15 protein-coding genes are annotated in these 16348 nt (G+C 71.5%); 5 read left to right on the plus strand and 10 right to left on the minus strand.

All coding sequences use genetic code 11. From position 1 onward, the window contains the following. Positions 1 to 8: 8 nt before the first annotated feature. Entirely contained in the window at positions 9 to 449 is a 441-nt protein-coding gene (locus tag ACQPXD_RS04625; RefSeq protein ID WP_432843636.1) for a methylated-DNA--[protein]-cysteine S-methyltransferase, read from the minus strand. 44 nt (positions 450 to 493) lie between these two features. Continuing rightward, the gene (locus ACQPXD_RS04630; protein ID WP_432835138.1) at positions 494 to 1894 is read right to left on the minus strand and encodes an AlkA N-terminal domain-containing protein; all 1401 of its coding nucleotides are present in this window, start codon (positions 1892 to 1894) and stop codon (positions 494 to 496) included. 74 nt (positions 1895 to 1968) lie between these two features. Between ACQPXD_RS04630 and ACQPXD_RS04635 the strand changes: the two genes are divergently transcribed. Beyond that, a complete protein-coding gene (locus ACQPXD_RS04635) occupies positions 1969 to 2541 on the plus strand; it encodes a hypothetical protein (RefSeq protein ID WP_432835140.1) in 573 nt (190 codons plus the stop codon). A gap of 3 nt (positions 2542 to 2544) precedes the next feature. Here the strand turns inward: ACQPXD_RS04635 and ACQPXD_RS04640 are convergent, their stop codons facing one another. After that, positions 2545 to 3360 carry an aminoglycoside N(3)-acetyltransferase gene (locus ACQPXD_RS04640; RefSeq protein ID WP_432835142.1) on the minus strand — a complete coding sequence of 272 codons (816 nt, stop codon included), beginning with the start codon at positions 3358 to 3360 and terminating at the stop codon, positions 2545 to 2547. Positions 3361 to 3378: 18 nt separating this feature from the next. Between ACQPXD_RS04640 and ACQPXD_RS04645 the strand changes: the two genes are divergently transcribed. After that, entirely contained in the window at positions 3379 to 4212 is an 834-nt protein-coding gene (locus tag ACQPXD_RS04645; RefSeq protein ID WP_432835144.1) for a sugar phosphate isomerase/epimerase family protein, read from the plus strand. A gap of 1109 nt (positions 4213 to 5321) precedes the next feature. Then, on the plus strand, positions 5322 to 6395 hold the full coding sequence (gene ychF / locus ACQPXD_RS04650) for a redox-regulated ATPase YchF (RefSeq protein ID WP_432835146.1): 1074 nt from the start codon (positions 5322 to 5324) through the stop codon (positions 6393 to 6395). Positions 6396 to 6527: 132 nt separating this feature from the next. On the opposite strand, the gene ACQPXD_RS04655 is transcribed toward ychF, so the two are convergent. Then, positions 6528 to 6845, minus strand: a complete 318-nt coding sequence (locus tag ACQPXD_RS04655; RefSeq protein ID WP_432835148.1) for a 4a-hydroxytetrahydrobiopterin dehydratase — start codon at positions 6843 to 6845, stop codon at positions 6528 to 6530. Positions 6846 to 7051: 206 nt separating this feature from the next. Here ACQPXD_RS04655 and ACQPXD_RS04660 point away from each other — a divergent pair, with 206 nt between their 5' ends. Together ACQPXD_RS04660 and ACQPXD_RS04665 are read left to right on the plus strand one after the other, a co-directional pair. After that, positions 7052 to 7450, plus strand: a complete 399-nt coding sequence (locus ACQPXD_RS04660; RefSeq protein WP_432843638.1) for a (deoxy)nucleoside triphosphate pyrophosphohydrolase — start codon at positions 7052 to 7054, stop codon at positions 7448 to 7450. After that, on the plus strand, positions 7447 to 7938 hold the full coding sequence (locus tag ACQPXD_RS04665) for a DUF1990 family protein (RefSeq protein WP_432835150.1): 492 nt from the start codon (positions 7447 to 7449) through the stop codon (positions 7936 to 7938). The genes ACQPXD_RS04660 and ACQPXD_RS04665 overlap by 4 nt, the downstream gene beginning before the upstream one ends. Positions 7939 to 7977: 39 nt before the next feature. Here the strand turns inward: ACQPXD_RS04665 and ACQPXD_RS04670 are convergent, their stop codons facing one another. The 6 genes from ACQPXD_RS04670 to ACQPXD_RS04695 all read right to left on the minus strand — a co-directional run bounded on the left by ACQPXD_RS04670 (position 7978) and on the right by ACQPXD_RS04695 (position 16345). Further along, complete coding sequence (locus ACQPXD_RS04670; RefSeq protein WP_432835152.1) at positions 7978 to 8967, minus strand: succinate dehydrogenase/fumarate reductase iron-sulfur subunit; 990 nt, start codon at positions 8965 to 8967, stop codon at positions 7978 to 7980. Then, entirely contained in the window at positions 8967 to 10832 is a 1866-nt protein-coding gene (locus tag ACQPXD_RS04675; protein WP_432835154.1) for a fumarate reductase/succinate dehydrogenase flavoprotein subunit, read from the minus strand. Before ACQPXD_RS04675 ends, ACQPXD_RS04670 begins: the two co-directional genes overlap by 1 nt. A gap of 10 nt (positions 10833 to 10842) precedes the next feature. After that, positions 10843 to 11664, minus strand: a complete 822-nt coding sequence (locus ACQPXD_RS04680; RefSeq protein ID WP_432835155.1) for a hypothetical protein — start codon at positions 11662 to 11664, stop codon at positions 10843 to 10845. A 1520-nt stretch (positions 11665 to 13184) separates the two neighbouring features. Continuing rightward, positions 13185 to 14564, minus strand: a complete 1380-nt coding sequence (locus ACQPXD_RS04685) for a TldD/PmbA family protein (protein ID WP_432835157.1) — start codon at positions 14562 to 14564, stop codon at positions 13185 to 13187. Continuing rightward, a complete protein-coding gene (locus ACQPXD_RS04690) occupies positions 14561 to 15997 on the minus strand; it encodes a TldD/PmbA family protein (RefSeq protein WP_432835159.1) in 1437 nt (478 codons plus the stop codon). Before ACQPXD_RS04690 ends, ACQPXD_RS04685 begins: the two co-directional genes overlap by 4 nt. 63 nt (positions 15998 to 16060) lie before the next feature. Further along, positions 16061 to 16345 (minus strand): 4a-hydroxytetrahydrobiopterin dehydratase, encoded by a 285-nt coding sequence (locus tag ACQPXD_RS04695; RefSeq protein ID WP_432835161.1) that lies wholly within the window; start codon positions 16343 to 16345, stop codon positions 16061 to 16063. Between the last annotated feature and the right edge of the window lie 3 nt (positions 16346 to 16348).

Here is a 16348-nt window from a genome sequence, read left to right on the forward strand (position 1 = left end):
AACCGATTTCAGATAGCTTCATGATCAAGCAGCCACCGCTTGACCGGCAGCCCCCAGCGGAAGCCGCCCAGCGTCCCGTCCAGGCGGATCACCCGGTGACAGGGGACGAACAGGGCCGCGGCGTTGCGGGCGCAGGCCTGCGCGGCGGCGCGGACCGCGGCCGGGCGGCCGGCCCGGGCGGCGAACTCGGTGTAGGTCACCGGCGCGCCGGCCGCCACCGCGCGCAGCACCTCCCACGCGTGGGTGAGGAACTCGCCGCTGCGCTGGCTGACCCGCACCCCGTCGATCGCGGTGAGGTCACCGTCCACATAGGATTTCAGAGCCTTCAGGGGTACTCCGGGATCCGCGCGCCGCTCGGGCATGACGCTCAGCCGGGCCAGCGTCGTCAGCTCGCGCACGTCGGTCGTCCAGCCGCTGGCCAGCACGGTCTCGTCGGCGTCGGTCACCATCGTGAACGCCCCGGCCGGGGTGTCGGTCGTGGTGTAGTAGGTCTTCACGGCATCCTCCAGAGTCGGATCGCGGCATAGGAACGCCAGGGCCGCCAGCGCTCGGCGTGCGCGGCCAGGGCCTTGGGCTCGTCGGGCAGGCCGGCGGCGCGCGCGCCACGCAGCACGCCCAGGTCGGTGGGCAGGAAGGCGTCCGGGTCGCCGAGGGCGCGCATCGCGGTGTACTGCGCCGTCCACTCGCCGATGCCCGGCAGGGCGCGCAGCCGCTCCACGGTCTCGGCGCGGTCGCCGCCGTCGAGGTCCAGCCCGCCCTCGGCCGCCGCGGTGGCGAGCGCGCGCAGCGTGCGGCGGCGGGACTCGGGCATCGCGAACGCCTCGTCGGGCAGGGCGAGCAGCTCCGCCGGGGTCGGGAACAGCCCGGCGTCGGCGGCGATGAGCCGGCGCAGCACGGTGCGGGCCGCGGCGACCGAGATCTGCTGGCCGACGACGGCGCGCACGGCGATCTCGAAGCCGTCGGTGGCGCGGGGTACGCGTACCCCCTCCTCCTTCGCCACCTGCGGCGCGAGGGCCGGATCGGCGCCGAGCACGGCGTCGACGGCCACCGGGTCGGCGTCGAGGTCGAACAGCCGGCGGCAGCGGGCCACCGCCGGCGCCAGGTCGCGCACGTCGGCCAGGTGGAGCGTGGCGGCCACGTGCCCGGCGCGGGGCACGAGCGTCACCCGTCCGGTGCCGTGCGGCAGCCGGAGATTGCGGTGGTACCGCCCGTCGTCGACCGCGTCGATGCCGTCCACGGCGCGGTCGCGCAGGAACGCGAGCAGCGCCTCGGCGTGCAGCGGCGCCCGGTGCGGCAGCCGCACCGACACCACGCCCTCGTCCTGCTCCGGCTGGGCGCGGCGGGCGCGCAGCTGCGACGGGGTCCGGCCGTACACCTCCCGGACCGTGTCGTTGAACTGCCGGACGCTGCCGAACCCGGCCGCGAACGCGATCTCGGCCAGCCCCAGGCGGGTCGTCTCGATGAGCACCCGCGCGGTCTGCGCGCGCTGGGCCCGGGCCAGCGCCAGCGGGCCGGCGCCGACCTCGGCGGCGAGCATGCGGTGCAGGTGCCGCTCGGTGTAGCCGAGCCGGCCGGCCAGCCCCGGCACGCCGTCGCGGTCCACCACGCCGTCGGCGATGAGCCGCATCGCCCGCCCGACCACGTCGCCGCGCACGTCCCAGTCCGGCGAGCCGGGCGCGGCGTCGGGGCGGCAGCGCAGGCAGGCCCGGTAGCCCTCGCGCTGCGCGGCCGCCGCGGTGGGCAGGAAGCGCACGTTCTCCGGCCGCGGGGTGACCGCCGGGCACGAGGGCCGGCAGTAGATCCCGGTCGAGGAGACGGCCGTGACGAACATGCCGTCGAAGCGCGGGTCCCGGCTGGTCGCCGCCTTGCGGCAGGTCTCGAAGTCCAGTTCCACGCCCCCATCCTGCCCCGGCTCGGGGGCGGGTGACTGGCGGTTTTCGGACCTGCACGTTGCCCTACATTGTGGGCATGAGTGAGTTCGAGACGGGCGTTTCCGGCCTCTCCGCCGCCGACCACGGCCCGGACGAGGGCGTTGCGGACGCCGGCCTGGAGTCGGCCGACGAGCCGAACATCGTCACGGTGCACGGCGAGCACGGCGAGACGATCTACGCGATGGACGTGGACCACGACAACGTCGCCGACGCCGCCGCCTACGACGACGACAACGACGGCGTGATCGACCGGGTCGCGATCGACACCGACCACGACGGCACGCTGGACACCGAGCTGCGCGACCTCAACGGCGACGGCCGGTTCGACGCGGTGTTCATCGACACCGACAACGACGGCGACAAGGACGTGGCGGTGCTGGACACCAACCACGACGGCGCCTTCGACCGGGTGGTCGCCGACACCGACAACGACGGCAACATCGACACCGACGTGCGTGACACGAACTTCGACGGCCGGCCCGACTACGTGGCCCGCGACGTCGACGGCGACGGCAAGACCGACATCACGGTCACCGACACCGACCACGACGGGCACTTCGACACCGTGCACTACGACGACCCGAAGAACGACCCCCTGGCACAGGCCTGATGTTCAGCGGTTCGCCGCGCGCTGGCCGAGCCAGCGCGCGGCGAAGTCGACCAGCTCCCGCTGGCGCATCAGCCGGGCGGTGCCGGCCCCGACCGGCCCGGTCCGCTCGCCCCCGGTGATCTGGGCGAAGTCCTTGGCCAGCGGCTCGAACAGCGACGTGTCGTCGGCCAGCTCGCGATAGGTGACCCAGCGCCGCTCGCCGTCGACCAGCACGGGCGATCCCTGCCGCAGGTACTGTTTCGGCGCCGCCGCCCGGTACTCCGCCAGGTGCAGCGACGTGTTGTTGCCGTGCCCGACGCCGAGCAGCAGCACCCAGGCGTCCGCCTCGTAGAGCCGGGCCAGCGGCGAGCCCTCGCCGAGCCCGTCGTCGAGCTCGTGCCCGGCGGTGATGCGCTCCGCCAGCGGCCCGCGCGCGGCGAACGACACCGTCGGGTGGTCGCTGCGCAGCACGCCCGGGAACGACCGGAAGCACTCGACCACGGCGCCCATGTAGCCGGTCGGCGTGGTATGCGGGTCGTAGGCGGGCGTCTCCGCGCGGATGATTTCCCACCAGTCCTGCGGCACCGGCGGGTTGCCCCAGTCGGCCGGCTCGGTGAGGTGCCGGGAGTGGGTCGGCATCACCAGCGTGCCGTCCGGCCCGATCGCCCGCAGCAGCGCCAGGACCACGGCCTGGGCGCCGCCGGCCACCCAGCCGAGCCGGGACAGCGAGGAGTGGGTGATGACCGTCGCGCCCGCGGGCAGGCCGAGCTCGCGCACCTGCCGCGCGATGCCTTCGACCGTCCCCGGCCGGCTCGCGCGGGCCACCGCATCCGCTTCCATACCCCCATAATGTCGGGCATGACGCAGTGGACGCTGTCCGGGTTCGGAGACGAGATCGACGCCGATCCGGCGGTGCAGCTGCAGGTGCTGCTGGCCCTGGGCGCGTCGTACGTCGAGGTCCGCAGCGCGTGGGGCGTCAACGTGGTGGACATGAGCGACGAGGACGTCGAGCGCCTGTCCGCCTTGCTGCGCCGCCACGGCGTGGGGGTCTCCGCGATCGCCTCGCCGATCGGCAAGACCGGCGTCTTCGACGACGCCCCCACCGAGCAGGCCCGATTGGAGCGGGCGGTCACGCTCGCCCAGCGGCTCGGCGCGCGATACGTGCGGCTGTTCTCCTTCTACCGCCCCGACGGCGTCGACGTGGCCGCCACCCGCGACACGGTCGTGACCCGGATGCGCGCTTTCGCGGACGTGGCCGAGCGCGAGTCGGTGACCCTGGTGCACGAGAACGAGAAGGCCATCTACGGCGACGTGCCCGCCCGCGTGCTCGACCTCGTGGAGTCCGTCGGCTCGCCGGCCTTGCGCGTGGCCTGGGACAACGCGAATTTCGTCCAGGTCGGCGTCCGTCCGTTCTCCGAGGGGTACTCCATGTTGCGCCCACACCTCGAGTATTTGCAGGTCAAGGACGCCCTCGCCGCCGATGGCCGGGTGGTACCGGCCGGCGAGGGCGACGGCGAGCTGCGCGAGACCCTGACCGCGCTGCGCGACGACGGCTTCGCCGGTTTCGCCTCACTGGAGCCGCACCTGGCCGACCCCGCCCGGCCCGACGTGCTCTCCGGCCCGCGCCGCTTCGGCGAGGCCGCCCGCGCCTTCGCCACCCTCACCGCCTCACTGGGCATCGACCTGGTCTGACCTGTCGCCTTCACTGTTTTCCTGGGGATCGACCCCGGTCTGACCTGCCGCAGCAGGAAACCTCAACCACAGCGCCGGAGGCGCACCAGGCGACCGCGCGGGGACGTCAGGGGCGCGCAGCGCGGGAGGAAGTGGCCGCGGAGCGGTCATGGGGGGTCTGGGGTGGGAACCCCCCAGGTGTAGCGCCGCGACGGAGTCGCGCGTGGCGAGCTTCCGGCCGCAACCAAATGCGCCGGAGGCGCAGCAGGAAACCCCAACCCTGCGCCGGAGGCGCATCAGGGGACCGCGCGGGGACGTCAGGGGCGCGCAGCGCGGGAGGAAGTGGCCGCGGAGCGGTCATGGGGGGTCTGGGGTGGGAACCCCCCAGGTGTAGCGCCGCGACGGAGTCGCGCGTGGCGAGCTTCCGGCCGCAACCAAATGCGCCGGAGGCGCAGCAGGAAACCTCAACCACAGCGCCGGAGGCGCACCAGGCCGGCGGCCGCCGCGGGCTGGGTGTCGGTGGCCACCTTGGCGCACAAGCGGTCATCGGCGCCGACCCCTGGGGCGGCGCGGTGCGGCGGACCGGTGCGGATGTCGCACCCGCCGGGCGCAGCCTCCGATCCGCGCGGCCGGGCCGGGGACCGGAAGTCTCCGCGATCATGCTGTCCGCGGTGGCCGCACCACGGGTTTGCCATGATCCCGGAGACTTTCGGTACACAGGGGTACATCAGCACTCCACGATCATGAAAAACCGTTGGTGTCGACGCCGGATGAGCATGATCACGGAGACTTTCGGTCCCTGCGCCGTGCCGCGCGGCGTGGAGCGCCCGATGGGTGGGACGTGATCGCGGACCGTGCCCGCCTGTCGGGACGCGCGGGCCGGGCACCGGTGGCCGCCGGCGGGCATCGCGGACAACGGCGCGGGCCGGTGCCGGGGCGCGGCCGGAGCGCGGCCGGTGGGGCCGGCCAGCACCGGACACCGGCACGGTCGCGATGCGCCGCGTGTGCCCGTCCGCGGCGGACACACCAAGCTCATACACCGTGACCGCCGGAGGCGCAGCAAGAAACCCCAACCACGGCGCCGGAGGCGCGACACGCCGGCCGGACGACACTGCGTAAGCTCGATAGTCGTGGCACTCAGCATCGGGATCGTCGGCCTGCCCAACGTCGGCAAGAGCACCCTGTTCAACGCCCTCACCAAGGGGGACGCGCTCGCGGCGAACTATCCGTTCGCGACCATCGAGCCCAATGTCGGTGTGGTCGGGCTGCCCGACGGGCGGCTCGGGCGGCTGGCGGAGCTCTACGACTCGCAGAAGGTCGTGCCGGCGCCGGTGTCGTTCGTCGACATCGCCGGGCTGGTGCGCGGGGCGTCGAAGGGGCAGGGGCGGGGTAACGCGTTCCTGGCCAATATTCGCGACGCCTCGGCGATCTGTCAGGTGGTGCGGGCGTTCTCCGACCCCAACGTGGTGCACGTCGACGGGAAGGTGTCGCCGCGCGACGACATCGAGACGATCAACACCGAGCTGATTCTGGCCGACCTGCAGACGATCGAGAAGGCGCTGCCGCGGCTGGAGAAGGAGGCCAAGGTTCGCAAGGAGCGGGCCGGGGTCGCCGCCGCCGCGAAGGCCGCCGGTGAGCTGCTCAACGAGGGCAACACGCTCTACGGGGCCGGGTTCGACGTGTCGGAGCTGGGGGAGCTGCACCTGCTGACGGCGAAGCCGTTCCTCTATGTGTTCAACGTCGACGAGGCCGAGCTGGGCGACTCGGCGTTCCTGGACGAGCTGCGCGCGATCGTGGCGCCGGCCGAGGCCATCTTCCTCGACGCGAAGATCGAGTCGGAGCTCACCGACCTCGACGAGGACGAGGCGCTGGAGCTGCTGGCCTCGATCGGGCAGCCGGAGCCGGGCCTGCACCAGCTCATCCGGGTCGGGTTCCGCACGCTGGGGCTGCAGACGTACCTCACCGCCGGGCCGAAGGAGGCGCGGGCCTGGACGGTCCCGGTCGGCGCCACCGCCCCGGAGGCGGCCGGCGTCATCCACTCGGACTTCCAGCGCGGGTTCATCAAGGCCGAGGTGGTCTCGTTCGACGACCTGATGGCGGCCGGCTCGATGCAGGCGGCCAAGGCGGCCGGCAAGGTGCGCATCGAGGGCAAGGACTACGTGATGCAGGACGGCGACGTCGTGGAGTTCCGCTTCAACGTCTGACCTGCGCTTCGGTTTTTGCTCTTGGCACCGCGGACCTGGCAGCGCCGGGGCGCCCGTTCAGGGCTGGCCCGGTGCGGTGTCTCGCGGGAGGAACGGTCTGCAAGTGCGGCGGCCCGAGCCAGGAAATGGCTCTTATGCGGCGCCCGCGATGATCGTTTTGTACAGATCCTCGATTCGCGCGGCTAATGTGACCTCGCCGGGCGATAAGTCCGAATCATCGGATCCGGGCACACGGAGGCGGATTTGCGTGCGTCCGTCCAGGCGGCGGACGTCCGGGCGGACGCCGACCGCGTCGGCGACCACCTTCATGCGCTCGGTCAATGCCGCATGCTGGGAATCATCGAGCTGTAACGTGCGGCGGATCTCGCCGCCATCGTGCGTCCACCCTTGCAATAAGGCCAGCGCATCGCTGAGATAGTCACGGTGATCGTCGCTCCACCGGGCCCGCATCTCGACCTACCCTCCCTCGGCATCGTTGCCGGCTTGTGGCCGTTTCGAAGCCTGCCCGTCATCAACGGTGTCTGCAAGTCTGCCGAGCAACCGGTGGATCTGTCCACGGCCACATTTCCCTCGTCTGGTGAACAACAGGGCAGAGCCAGCCACCGGAACTTCATTTGGGTCTGGCACTCTGGTTGCCTGTGCAGACCGAACGGGTGATGCCAAGGATCATCGTTGGGGCCGCGATCGTCTCCGACGGTCGCGTTCTGGCGTGTGAGCGCGCGTTGCCGCCCGAAATGGCCGGTAGATGGGAGTTTCCCGGGGGCAAGGTCGACCCTGGCGAGACGGAGGTTCAGGCCCTGGTGCGCGAGTGTCAGGAGGAGCTCGGCGTCGAGGTCGCGGTGGGCCCGCGGGTCGGCGACGACATCGAGATGCTCGGCGGGACCGCGATCTTGCGGGTGTACCTCGCGACGCTGATCAACGGCTCGCAGCCGATGCCGCTGGAGCACAGTGACCTGCGCTGGCTCGCCGTCGGCGAGCTGGACAGCGTGCCGTGGCTGCCCGCCGACGCGCCGATCGTGCACGCGCTGGAGCCGTTGCTACCGTCGTCCGCGTGAACGTCACCTATCCCGAGGTGGGCGCGACCCGCGAGGGGCCGCTGCCGGCCGGATACAAACACGTCGTCCGCCGGGCCCGGCTCGGCCGGGTGGACTTCGCCGCGGCGGCCGACGCGGTCGCCCACTGGCAGCCCCAGCGGGGCGCCGGGCTGCTGGTGCGCAGCGACGCGGAGCGGGCCGCGCTCGGCGTGGAGTTCGCCTCGGGGATCGGCGTGGGGCCGCTGCGGCTGTGGGTGCCGTGCGAGATCGTGTGGGTCGTGGACGAGCCCGGGCGGTACGGCTTCGGGTTCGGCACGCTGCCCGGGCACATCGCCACCGGCGAGGAGTCGTTCCTGCTCAGCGTGGACGAGGCGGGCGAGGTGTGGTTCGAGGTGCGGGCGTTCAGCCGCCTCGCGAAGTGGTGGGTGCGGCTCGGTGGCCCGGTGACGCGCCTGATGCAGTCCGGGGTCACGGACCGCTACGTGAACGCGATGCGGAAGCTTCGATAGGGAAAGGGCCGCGGGAACCCGCGGCCCTTTCCGTTCGGGTCAGTGCCCGTCGGTCGGGTGCTGGTAGCGCAGCTGCTCCGGTGGCAGCGGGAACTCCTGGTCGTCGCCGAACGGCGAGGCCGCCGCGGCACGGTCCAGGTAGAGCTCGGCGACCGGCATCCTGCCGTCCGCGCCGAGGGCCGCCGCCTGGGGCAGCGGGCCCTGCTGGTGCCACTGCGTGCTGGTGTCCGACGTGGCGCCCGGGTTGGAGGCGTGGGCCAGCGCCGGGTCGTCCAGCTGGTCACGGCGGAAGATCTTGCGTCCGAGCCAGGTCACGGGGTCGTACCTCCGATCGACGACGCGTTCCTTCATCGGAATGATCGCATTGTCCGTGATCTTGATGTGCTCCGGGCACACCTCGGTGCAGCACTTGGTGATGTTGCAGTACCCGAGGCCCTGCTCGGCCTGCGCGAACTCCTTGCGGTCGCCGCGCGCGTCGAGCGGGTGCATGTCAAGCTCAGCGGCCCGGATGAAGAACCGGGGACCGGAGAAGGCCTTCTTGTTCTCCTCGTGGTCGCGGACCACGTGGCAGACGTTCTGGCACAGGTAGCACTCGATGCACTTGCGGAACTCCTGCGAGCGCTCCACATCGACCTGCTGCATGCGGTACTCGCCGGGCGCGGTGTTCTTCGGCGGGGCGAACGCGGGCAGCTCGCGGGCCTTCTGGTAGTTGAAGTTGACGTTCGTGACCAGGTCGCGGATCACCGGGAAGGTGCGCAGCGGGGTCACCGTCACCGTCTCGTTGTCCTCGAACGTCGACATCCGCGTCATGCAGCCCAGCCGCGGCTTGCCGTTGATCTCCATCGAACAGGAGCCGCACTTGCCGGCCTTGCAGTTCCAGCGAACGGCCAGGTCGGGGGTCTGCGTGGCCTGCAGCCGGTGGATGACGTCGAGCACGACCTCGCCGTCGTTGACCTCCACCTGGAAGTCCTGCAGCGAGCCGCCCGTGTCGTCGCCGCGCCACACGCGGAAGTGCCGGACGGTACCCATTACAGCTCCTCCTCGGTCATGTACTTGGACAGCTCGCTCTGCTCGAACAGCGCCTGGAGCTCTGGGCGCATGACCGGCAGCGGCTTGCGCTCCAGCTTGACGTCCTCGCCGTCCAGCGAGCAGACCAGGTTGATCTTGCGCCAGGTCGGGTCCATCTTCGGGAAGTCCTCGCGCGTGTGCCCGCCGCGGGACTCGGTGCGCTCCAGGGCCGCCTTCGCGGTGCACTCGGAGACGATCAGCATGTTGCGCAGGTCGAGAGCCAGGTGCCAGCCCGGGTTGTACCGCCGGCCGCCGCCGACGCCCACCTTCCTGACCCGCTCCTTGAGGTCGGCCAGGCGCACCAGCGAGTCGCGCAGCTCGCCCTCGCGGCGGATGATGCCCACCAGCGTGCCCATGATCTCCTGCAGGTCGTGGTGCAGGCCGTACGGGTTCTCGCCGCCCTCGCCGCGCTGCAGCGGGGCCAGCGCCGTCTCCACGGCCGCGTCGACCGCCGCCGCGGAGGGCTTGCGCCGCTTGGTCGCCTCGGCGTAGGCGGCCGCGTGCTCGCCGGCCCGCTTGCCGAACACCAGCAGGTCGGACAGCGAGTTGCCGCCGAGCCGGTTGGAGCCGTGCATGCCGCCGGACACCTCGCCGGCCGCGAACAGGCCCGTCACCGACGCCGCCGCGGTGTCGGCGTCGACCTCGACGCCGCCCATCACGTAGTGGCAGGTCGGGCCGACCTCCATGGGCTGCTTGGTGATGTCGACGTCGGCCAGTTCCTTGAATTGGTGGTACATCGAGGGCAGCCGCTTGCGCACCTGCTCGGCCGGCAGCCGGCTGGCGATGTCGAGCAGGACGCCGCCCGCCTGCGTGCCGCGGCCCTCCTTGACCTCGGCGTTGATGGCCCGGGCGACCTCGTCGCGGGGCAGCAGCTCCGGGGGGCGCCGGTTGTGGTCGGGGTCGCTGTACCAGCGGTCGGCCTCCTCCTCGGTCTCCGCGTACTGCTTGCGGAAGACGTCGGGGACGTAGTTGAACATGAACCGCTTGCCGTCGGTGTTGCGTAGCACGCCGCCGTCGCCGCGGACCGACTCGGTGACCAGGATGCCCTTCACCGACGGCGGCCAGACCATGCCGGTCGGATGGAACTGCAGGAACTCCATGTTGATCAGCGTCGCGCCGCTGCGCAGCGCCAGGGCGTGCCCGTCGCCGGTGTACTCCCAGGAGTTCGAGGTCACCTTGTAGGACTTGCCCACGCCGCCCGTGGCCAGCACGATCGCCGACGTCTCGAACAGCACGAACTCGCCGGACTCGCGGTAGTAGCCGAAGGCCCCGGTCACCGCGCCGTTCTCGATGAACAGCTCGGTGATGGTGCACTCCTGGAACACGCGGATCCGCGACTCGTAGTCCCCGGAGGTCGCGTAGTCCTCCTGCTGCAGCGACACGATCTTCTGCTGCAGCGTGCGGATCAGCTCCAGGCCGGTCCGGTCGCCGACGTGCGCCAGCCGCGGGTACTCGTGGCCGCCGAAGTTGCGCTGGCTGATCTTGCCGTCGCGGGTCCGGTCGAACAGCGCGCCGTAGGTCTCCAGCTCCCAGATCCGGTCCGGCGCCTCCTTGGCGTGCAGCTCGGCCATCCGGTAGTTGTTCAGGAACTTGCCGCCGCGCATGGTGTCGCGGAAGTGCACCTGCCAGTTGTCGTTGGCGTTGACGTTGCCCATGGCGGCGGCCGCGCCGCCCTCGGCCATGACCGTGTGCGCCTTGCCGAACAACGACTTGGAGATGATGGCGGTCTTCTTGCCCGCGAGCCGCGCCTCGATGGCCGCCCGCAGCCCGGCGCCGCCCGCGCCGATCACCACGACGTCGTAGGTGTGTCGCTCGATGTTCGTCATCGGGGGGTTCCTAATTCCAGATTCGGAGGTCGGTGATCCAGTTCGCGGACACCGCCATGATGTAAGCGTCCGTCAGGATGACCGTGAACAGCGAGGTCATCGCGAAGGTGCCGTGGCGGGTGTTGAGCTTGGAGATCAGCGTCCACATGCGGTACCGGATCGGGTGCCTCGAGAAGTGCTTCAGCCGCCCGCCCATGACGTGCCGGCACGCGTGGCAGCTGGTGGTGTAGCCGGCCAGGGCGATCACGTTGACCACGATGATCAGCGACCCGAGCCCGATGCCGAACCCGCCGTCGGTCCCCTTGAAAGCGTGGAACATGTCCCAGATGTTGATCAGCAGGATCAGCGACGCCAGGTAGAAGAAGTACCGGTGCGAGTTCATGAAGACCAGCGGGAAGCGGGTCTCGCCGCTGTACTTCTTGTGCGGCTCACGCACGGCACAGGCTTGCGGCGACATCCAGAGCGAGCGGTACCCGCTCTTGCGGTAGTAGTAGCAGGTCACCCGGAAGCCGGCGACGAACGGGAAGGCGGCCAGCCCCAGCGGCAGCCAGGCCGGGAACTTCCCGAACGGCGTCCCGAAGTGCGACGACCCGGCGACGCACGAATCGCTCAGACACGGCGAGTACAGCGGCGTGAGATATCCGTGATCTGCGACGAAGTACCACTTCGCCATGAAAATTCGAATCGTCGAATAGACGATGAAGAACAACAGAATGGCGGCGATGACCAACGGGGAAGTCCGCCACCCGTCCGTCCGCAATGTCTTGGCGCTGATCGCAGCGCGGGCCCCCGCGCCCGAAACTGACCGAGGCCTGATAGGCGTGGTCGTCATGAGTACTCCCTGGACGGGTGGTGAAGCGTTCTCCGATGTACCGATCTATGGTCGGTGCACACGTTACGCCCGATCCCGCAGCGTCGTGCGTTGGGAGTCTGGCGTGTGTCGGCGCGATGACGAAAGACCCTGTTGGAAAATCGGCCCGCCACTGTGGAGAACTTCACTCCCGCCCCGCCGGCCCCGCCAATCCCCGCCGCTGACCCGGCCCACCCCAGCTCCGGCCCGATCCGCCCGGTGTGCCGCCCTTGCCCACCGCCAGCGTGGCAGCCTTGTGTGACCCCGCAGCGTGACCAACATCAGGGCGCATCGGCCCGGCACGCCCGACGACCAGGCGCGTCGTCCCGCCATGCCCGACGGCTCCGCGCCTCACCTCGGTGGCGGATGGCCTGGCGTGCTTCGCGCACCGGGCGGCGCAGCAGATGGCTTGGCGTTGGGGCGCGGTTTGTTCGACGGCTTGGTGCCTCGGCTCGGTGTGGATGGTGCCTGAGTGTGGGGGTTCGGTCTGGATGGACGGCTAGCGTGTCGGCTTGTTCGGGCGCCGGGAATAGGGGGCGTGTTTCGGCTCTTCAGGGCGCCTCCGACCCGCCGTCCGCGCGTGACGCGGCCGTGTCCCACGCCGCAGGCTGGGCGTCGGTGGCCACCGGCGGGCGCGAGCGGTCATTGGCATTGGCCCCGGGGCTGCGCGGCGCGGCGGACCGGTGCGGATGTCGCACCCGTTGGGCGCGCGCCATCCGATCTGCGCGGCCGGGCCGGACGTATGTCTCCGTGATCATGATGTCTGCGGTGACCGCACACCGGGTTTGCCATGATCCCGGAGACTTGTGGTACACGGGGGTACATCAGCGCTCCGTGATCATGAAAAACCGTTGGTGTCGATGCTGCGTTGCGCATGATCACGGAGACTTACGGCCGCTGCGCCGTGCCTCGCAGGGCGCAACGACCGGCGGATGGGACGTGACCGCCGATCGCCCACCGCGCACAAGTGTTGGGACGCGCGGGCCGGGCGCCACGTGGCCGTCGGTGGGCATGGCGGCCAGCCGTGCCGGTTCCCGGGTGGCGCTGGCCGGTGCCGCAGTGTGGGCGGAGCGCAGCGGAAGCGGGCCGGCCGCGCCCCCGGCTGCACGCGGCGCATCACGGCCGGTTCGTGGCGGATACGCCAAGCTCATGCGCCAAGGTGGCGGACGTGAGCCGCGCCTCCGGCCGGACACTGAGGCTGTGCCCGGCTGTTCGACGCCACGCGTTCTGGCGGACGTCGTGGCCGCGCCCCGCCGCGTGACGCTGCGCCGTCCGCCCGGACGCTGTCACCGCGCCCCGCCGCGTGACCCCGCGCCTCCCGTCGAACGCCGCCTGCACAGCCAGCCACGGCCGAACCGCCTCGGGGGAGTGCGCCCGGCCCCGGCCCCGCCCCGGGTGTCCCGCCCGCAGACCCCGGTTTCTTGGGCCGCCGTCCCCGTCCCCGGCCGCCATCCCCGGCCCGGCCGCGGGGGACGACGCGCCGGGCCAGCGGTCGGGCGGCGCTACCCGGAAGCGCCGCCCGTGTAGTTCCACGAGGCCAACCGCAGGGCCGGCGCCACGAAGCCCGACTCTGCCCACGGTCCGGGCTGTTCGACCGCCGACGTGCCGATGCCCAGCACCGCTCCGGGCCCGAGGGCCTGCGCATACGACTGCGTGAACCGGAAGTTTCGCACCGGAGTCGTGATCTGCCCGTCCTCGATGAGCCAGACGCCGTTGCGGGTCAGCCCGGTCACGACCAGGGTGCGCGGGTCGAGCACCCGGGTGTAGTGGTTGTCCGTCACCAGCAGGCCGCGCTCGACGCCCGCGACCAGTGCCGCCACCGCCGAGTCCGCCGCCGGGCCGTCGACCTCGGCCGGCGCCGGGCCTTCCGTCGGCAGCAGCCGCAGGCTCGACGGGATCGCCCCGAACGCGGCGCCGCCGGGGATCGCGTGGCCGGTGGACTGGGCGCCGTTGCCGGCGCGGACGGCCGTGCGCCGGTCGTGCACCACGGCCGTGGACAGGCCACGGTCGACCAGCACCACACGGCGGCGCGGGGTGCCCTCGGAGTCGAACGGGATCGCGCTCGAGTCGGGCAGCGAGGCGTCCTCCACCAGCGAGACGGACGGGTCGAACTGTGCCTCGCCCAGCTGCAGGAACGACTGGCGGTCGAGCACCATCTTGGCGTTGAACCCGTAGAAGGCGAGCATCTGCAGCACGTCGGCGACCGCGGCGGGCTCGAGCACCACCTCGTAGCGCCCCGGCGGCAGCTCCACCGGGTCGACGCCGGCCCGCGCCTTGGCCGTGGCCCGGGCGCCGAGCACCGCGCCGTCGATGTCGGACAGCCGCGCCGCCGCGAGCCGGGCCAGCCCGTCGGACGAGGCGGTACGCACGATGCCGTCCATCGCCGCGCTGGCTCGCTCCGCGACCAGGTGCTGCCCGGCCGAGTTCGCGAACACGGATCGGGTCGAGGACGTGCGGCAGTATCCGGCCGTGTCCAGCCCTTCTGCCTGGTCGACGAACGCCCGCACCCGCGCCGCCCGCTCGTCCGGCGAGGCCGCCGCGGTCGCCTCGTCGACCTCGCCGGCGAACGCCAGCGGCTCCGGCGGCGTCAGCCCGGGCCACGTCGGATCGGCCGGCGCCAGCCGCATCGCGTCGACGGCTCGCCGGACCAGCTCGTCGAGCCCGCCGAGGGCGGTCGTGAACGTGGTGGCCGTGCGTCCGTCGGCGTGCAACCGAAGCCGCACCGCCGTCGCCTCGTCGGCGACATTCTGGTGGATGTACGAGTTGGCGAACCTGGTCAGCGCCAATGCGTGCCGCTCCACCGTCACCTCGGCCTCGATGCCGGGCCCGACCAGCTCCAGCACCCGCTGCGCCACATCGGTCTCCGTCGCCGCGACGCTCATCCCCGCACCCCCACGCGAACGTTCTGGAACCGGGCCGCCGCGGCCGGGTGCCCGGTGTGCCCGATCTGGCCGGGCTGGCCCTTGCCGCAGTTCGGCGTGCCCCACGAGACAAGCTCGGAGCTGAGCATGTCCATCGAGCCCCAGAACCGGGGCCCGATGCCGGTATACGTCGGGTTTCGCAGCATCCGCCCGAGCTTGCCGTTCTTGATTTCCCAGCCGATCTCGCACCCGAACTGGAAGTTGAGCCGCTTGTCGTCGATCGACCAGGACCGGTTGAGGTCCATCAGCACGCCGTCGTCGGTCGCCGCGATCATCTCCTCGAGCGTGTGCGGCCCCGGCAGCAGCCCGACGTTGGTCATCCGCACCATCGGCAGCCGCGCCCACCCGTCGGCCCGCACGCTGCCGGCGTAGTCCAGCCCGGCGACCGCGGCGGAGTCCCGCCCGGCGAGCGTCCCGACCCAGATCCCGTCCCGCACGGCGTATCGCGCCGCCGCCGGCGTCCCCTCGTCGTCGTAGCCGAACGAACCGAGCGCGCCCGGAATCGTGGGGTCGATGGTGATGTTCATCAGCTCCGACCCGTACCGCAGCTGATTGATCTTGGCGAGGTCGAGCCACGACGTCCCCGCGAAGGCCGCCTCCCAGCCGAGAATCCGGTCGAGCTCGATCGCGTGCCCCACCGACTCGTGGATCTGCAGCGCCATCTGCTCGCTGCCCAGGATCAGCGTCGTCTCACCGGCGGGACACTGCGGCGCGGCGAGCAGCGCCCGCGCCTCCTCGGCGATCCGCGCCGCGTGCGCCTGCAGGTCCAGCTCGTCGACGAGTTCCCAGCCGCGAGTGCCGTATTGACCCCGGTAGGACGGATAGGACCGGCGCTGTGTCTCGCCGTCGCCGATCACCGTCGCCGAGATGCCCGCCCCCGACTCGCGGATGTGCTGGTCGATCCGGTGCCCCTGCGACGACACGAACCACTTGCGCGTGTCCCAGACGCGATAGAGGCCTTCGGCGATGTCGGCGCCCGCCTTGTGCGACTCGGCGGTGGCCGCGGTCAGCAGGTCGCCCTTCGTCGACAGCGCCACCGTCAGCGGGTCGACCTCGCACGCGCTGGCCCACGAGTCCACCCGCGCCTCGACCTCGACCAGGTCGAGCTGCGGACCGGGCACCGTCGCCGACGCCCGCGCGATCGCCGTGGCCCGCTCACCCGCACGCCGCGCCGCGTCGGAGCCGAGATCTGGCACCGCGAAGAAACCCCAGCTGGATCCCACGAGGGCCCGCACTCCGACGCCCGCGTCCTCGTCCTGACTGAGCTCCTCGATCTCGCCGTTGCGCGCGCTCATCGACTCGGACCGGCGGTGCATCACACGGGCATCGGCATATCGAGCACCGGCCGCCAGCGCCGCCTCGACCGCCGCAGTAGCCACGTCGAACTGGGTCATGGTTGGACAGTACCGAGGGGGTGTGACAGTTTTTCGCCAGACAACCCTATGTCGATGGGCCGGCTACCCGATCAAACTGTTGATCTGCCGCGCGAGCGCGAGATCCTTCTTGGTCACCCCGCCCGCCGAGTGCGTCGACAGCCGGAACGTGACCGTCCGCCACCGGATGTCGATGTCAGGATGGTGGTCGGCCTGCTCGGCGACGTGCGCGACCTCCGCCACCAGCCGAATCCCGTCCAGGAACGAGGGCGCCGTCACCGACCGCTCGATGCCGTCCGTGCCGCCGGACCACCCGGCCAGGTCCACCAGGGCGGCGGAGAGTTCGTCACTGCCGAGCACATCAGCCATGCC

Source organism: Dactylosporangium sp. CA-092794, from assembly GCF_050948465.1.
Taxonomy (GTDB): Bacteria; Actinomycetota; Actinomycetes; order Mycobacteriales; family Micromonosporaceae; genus Dactylosporangium.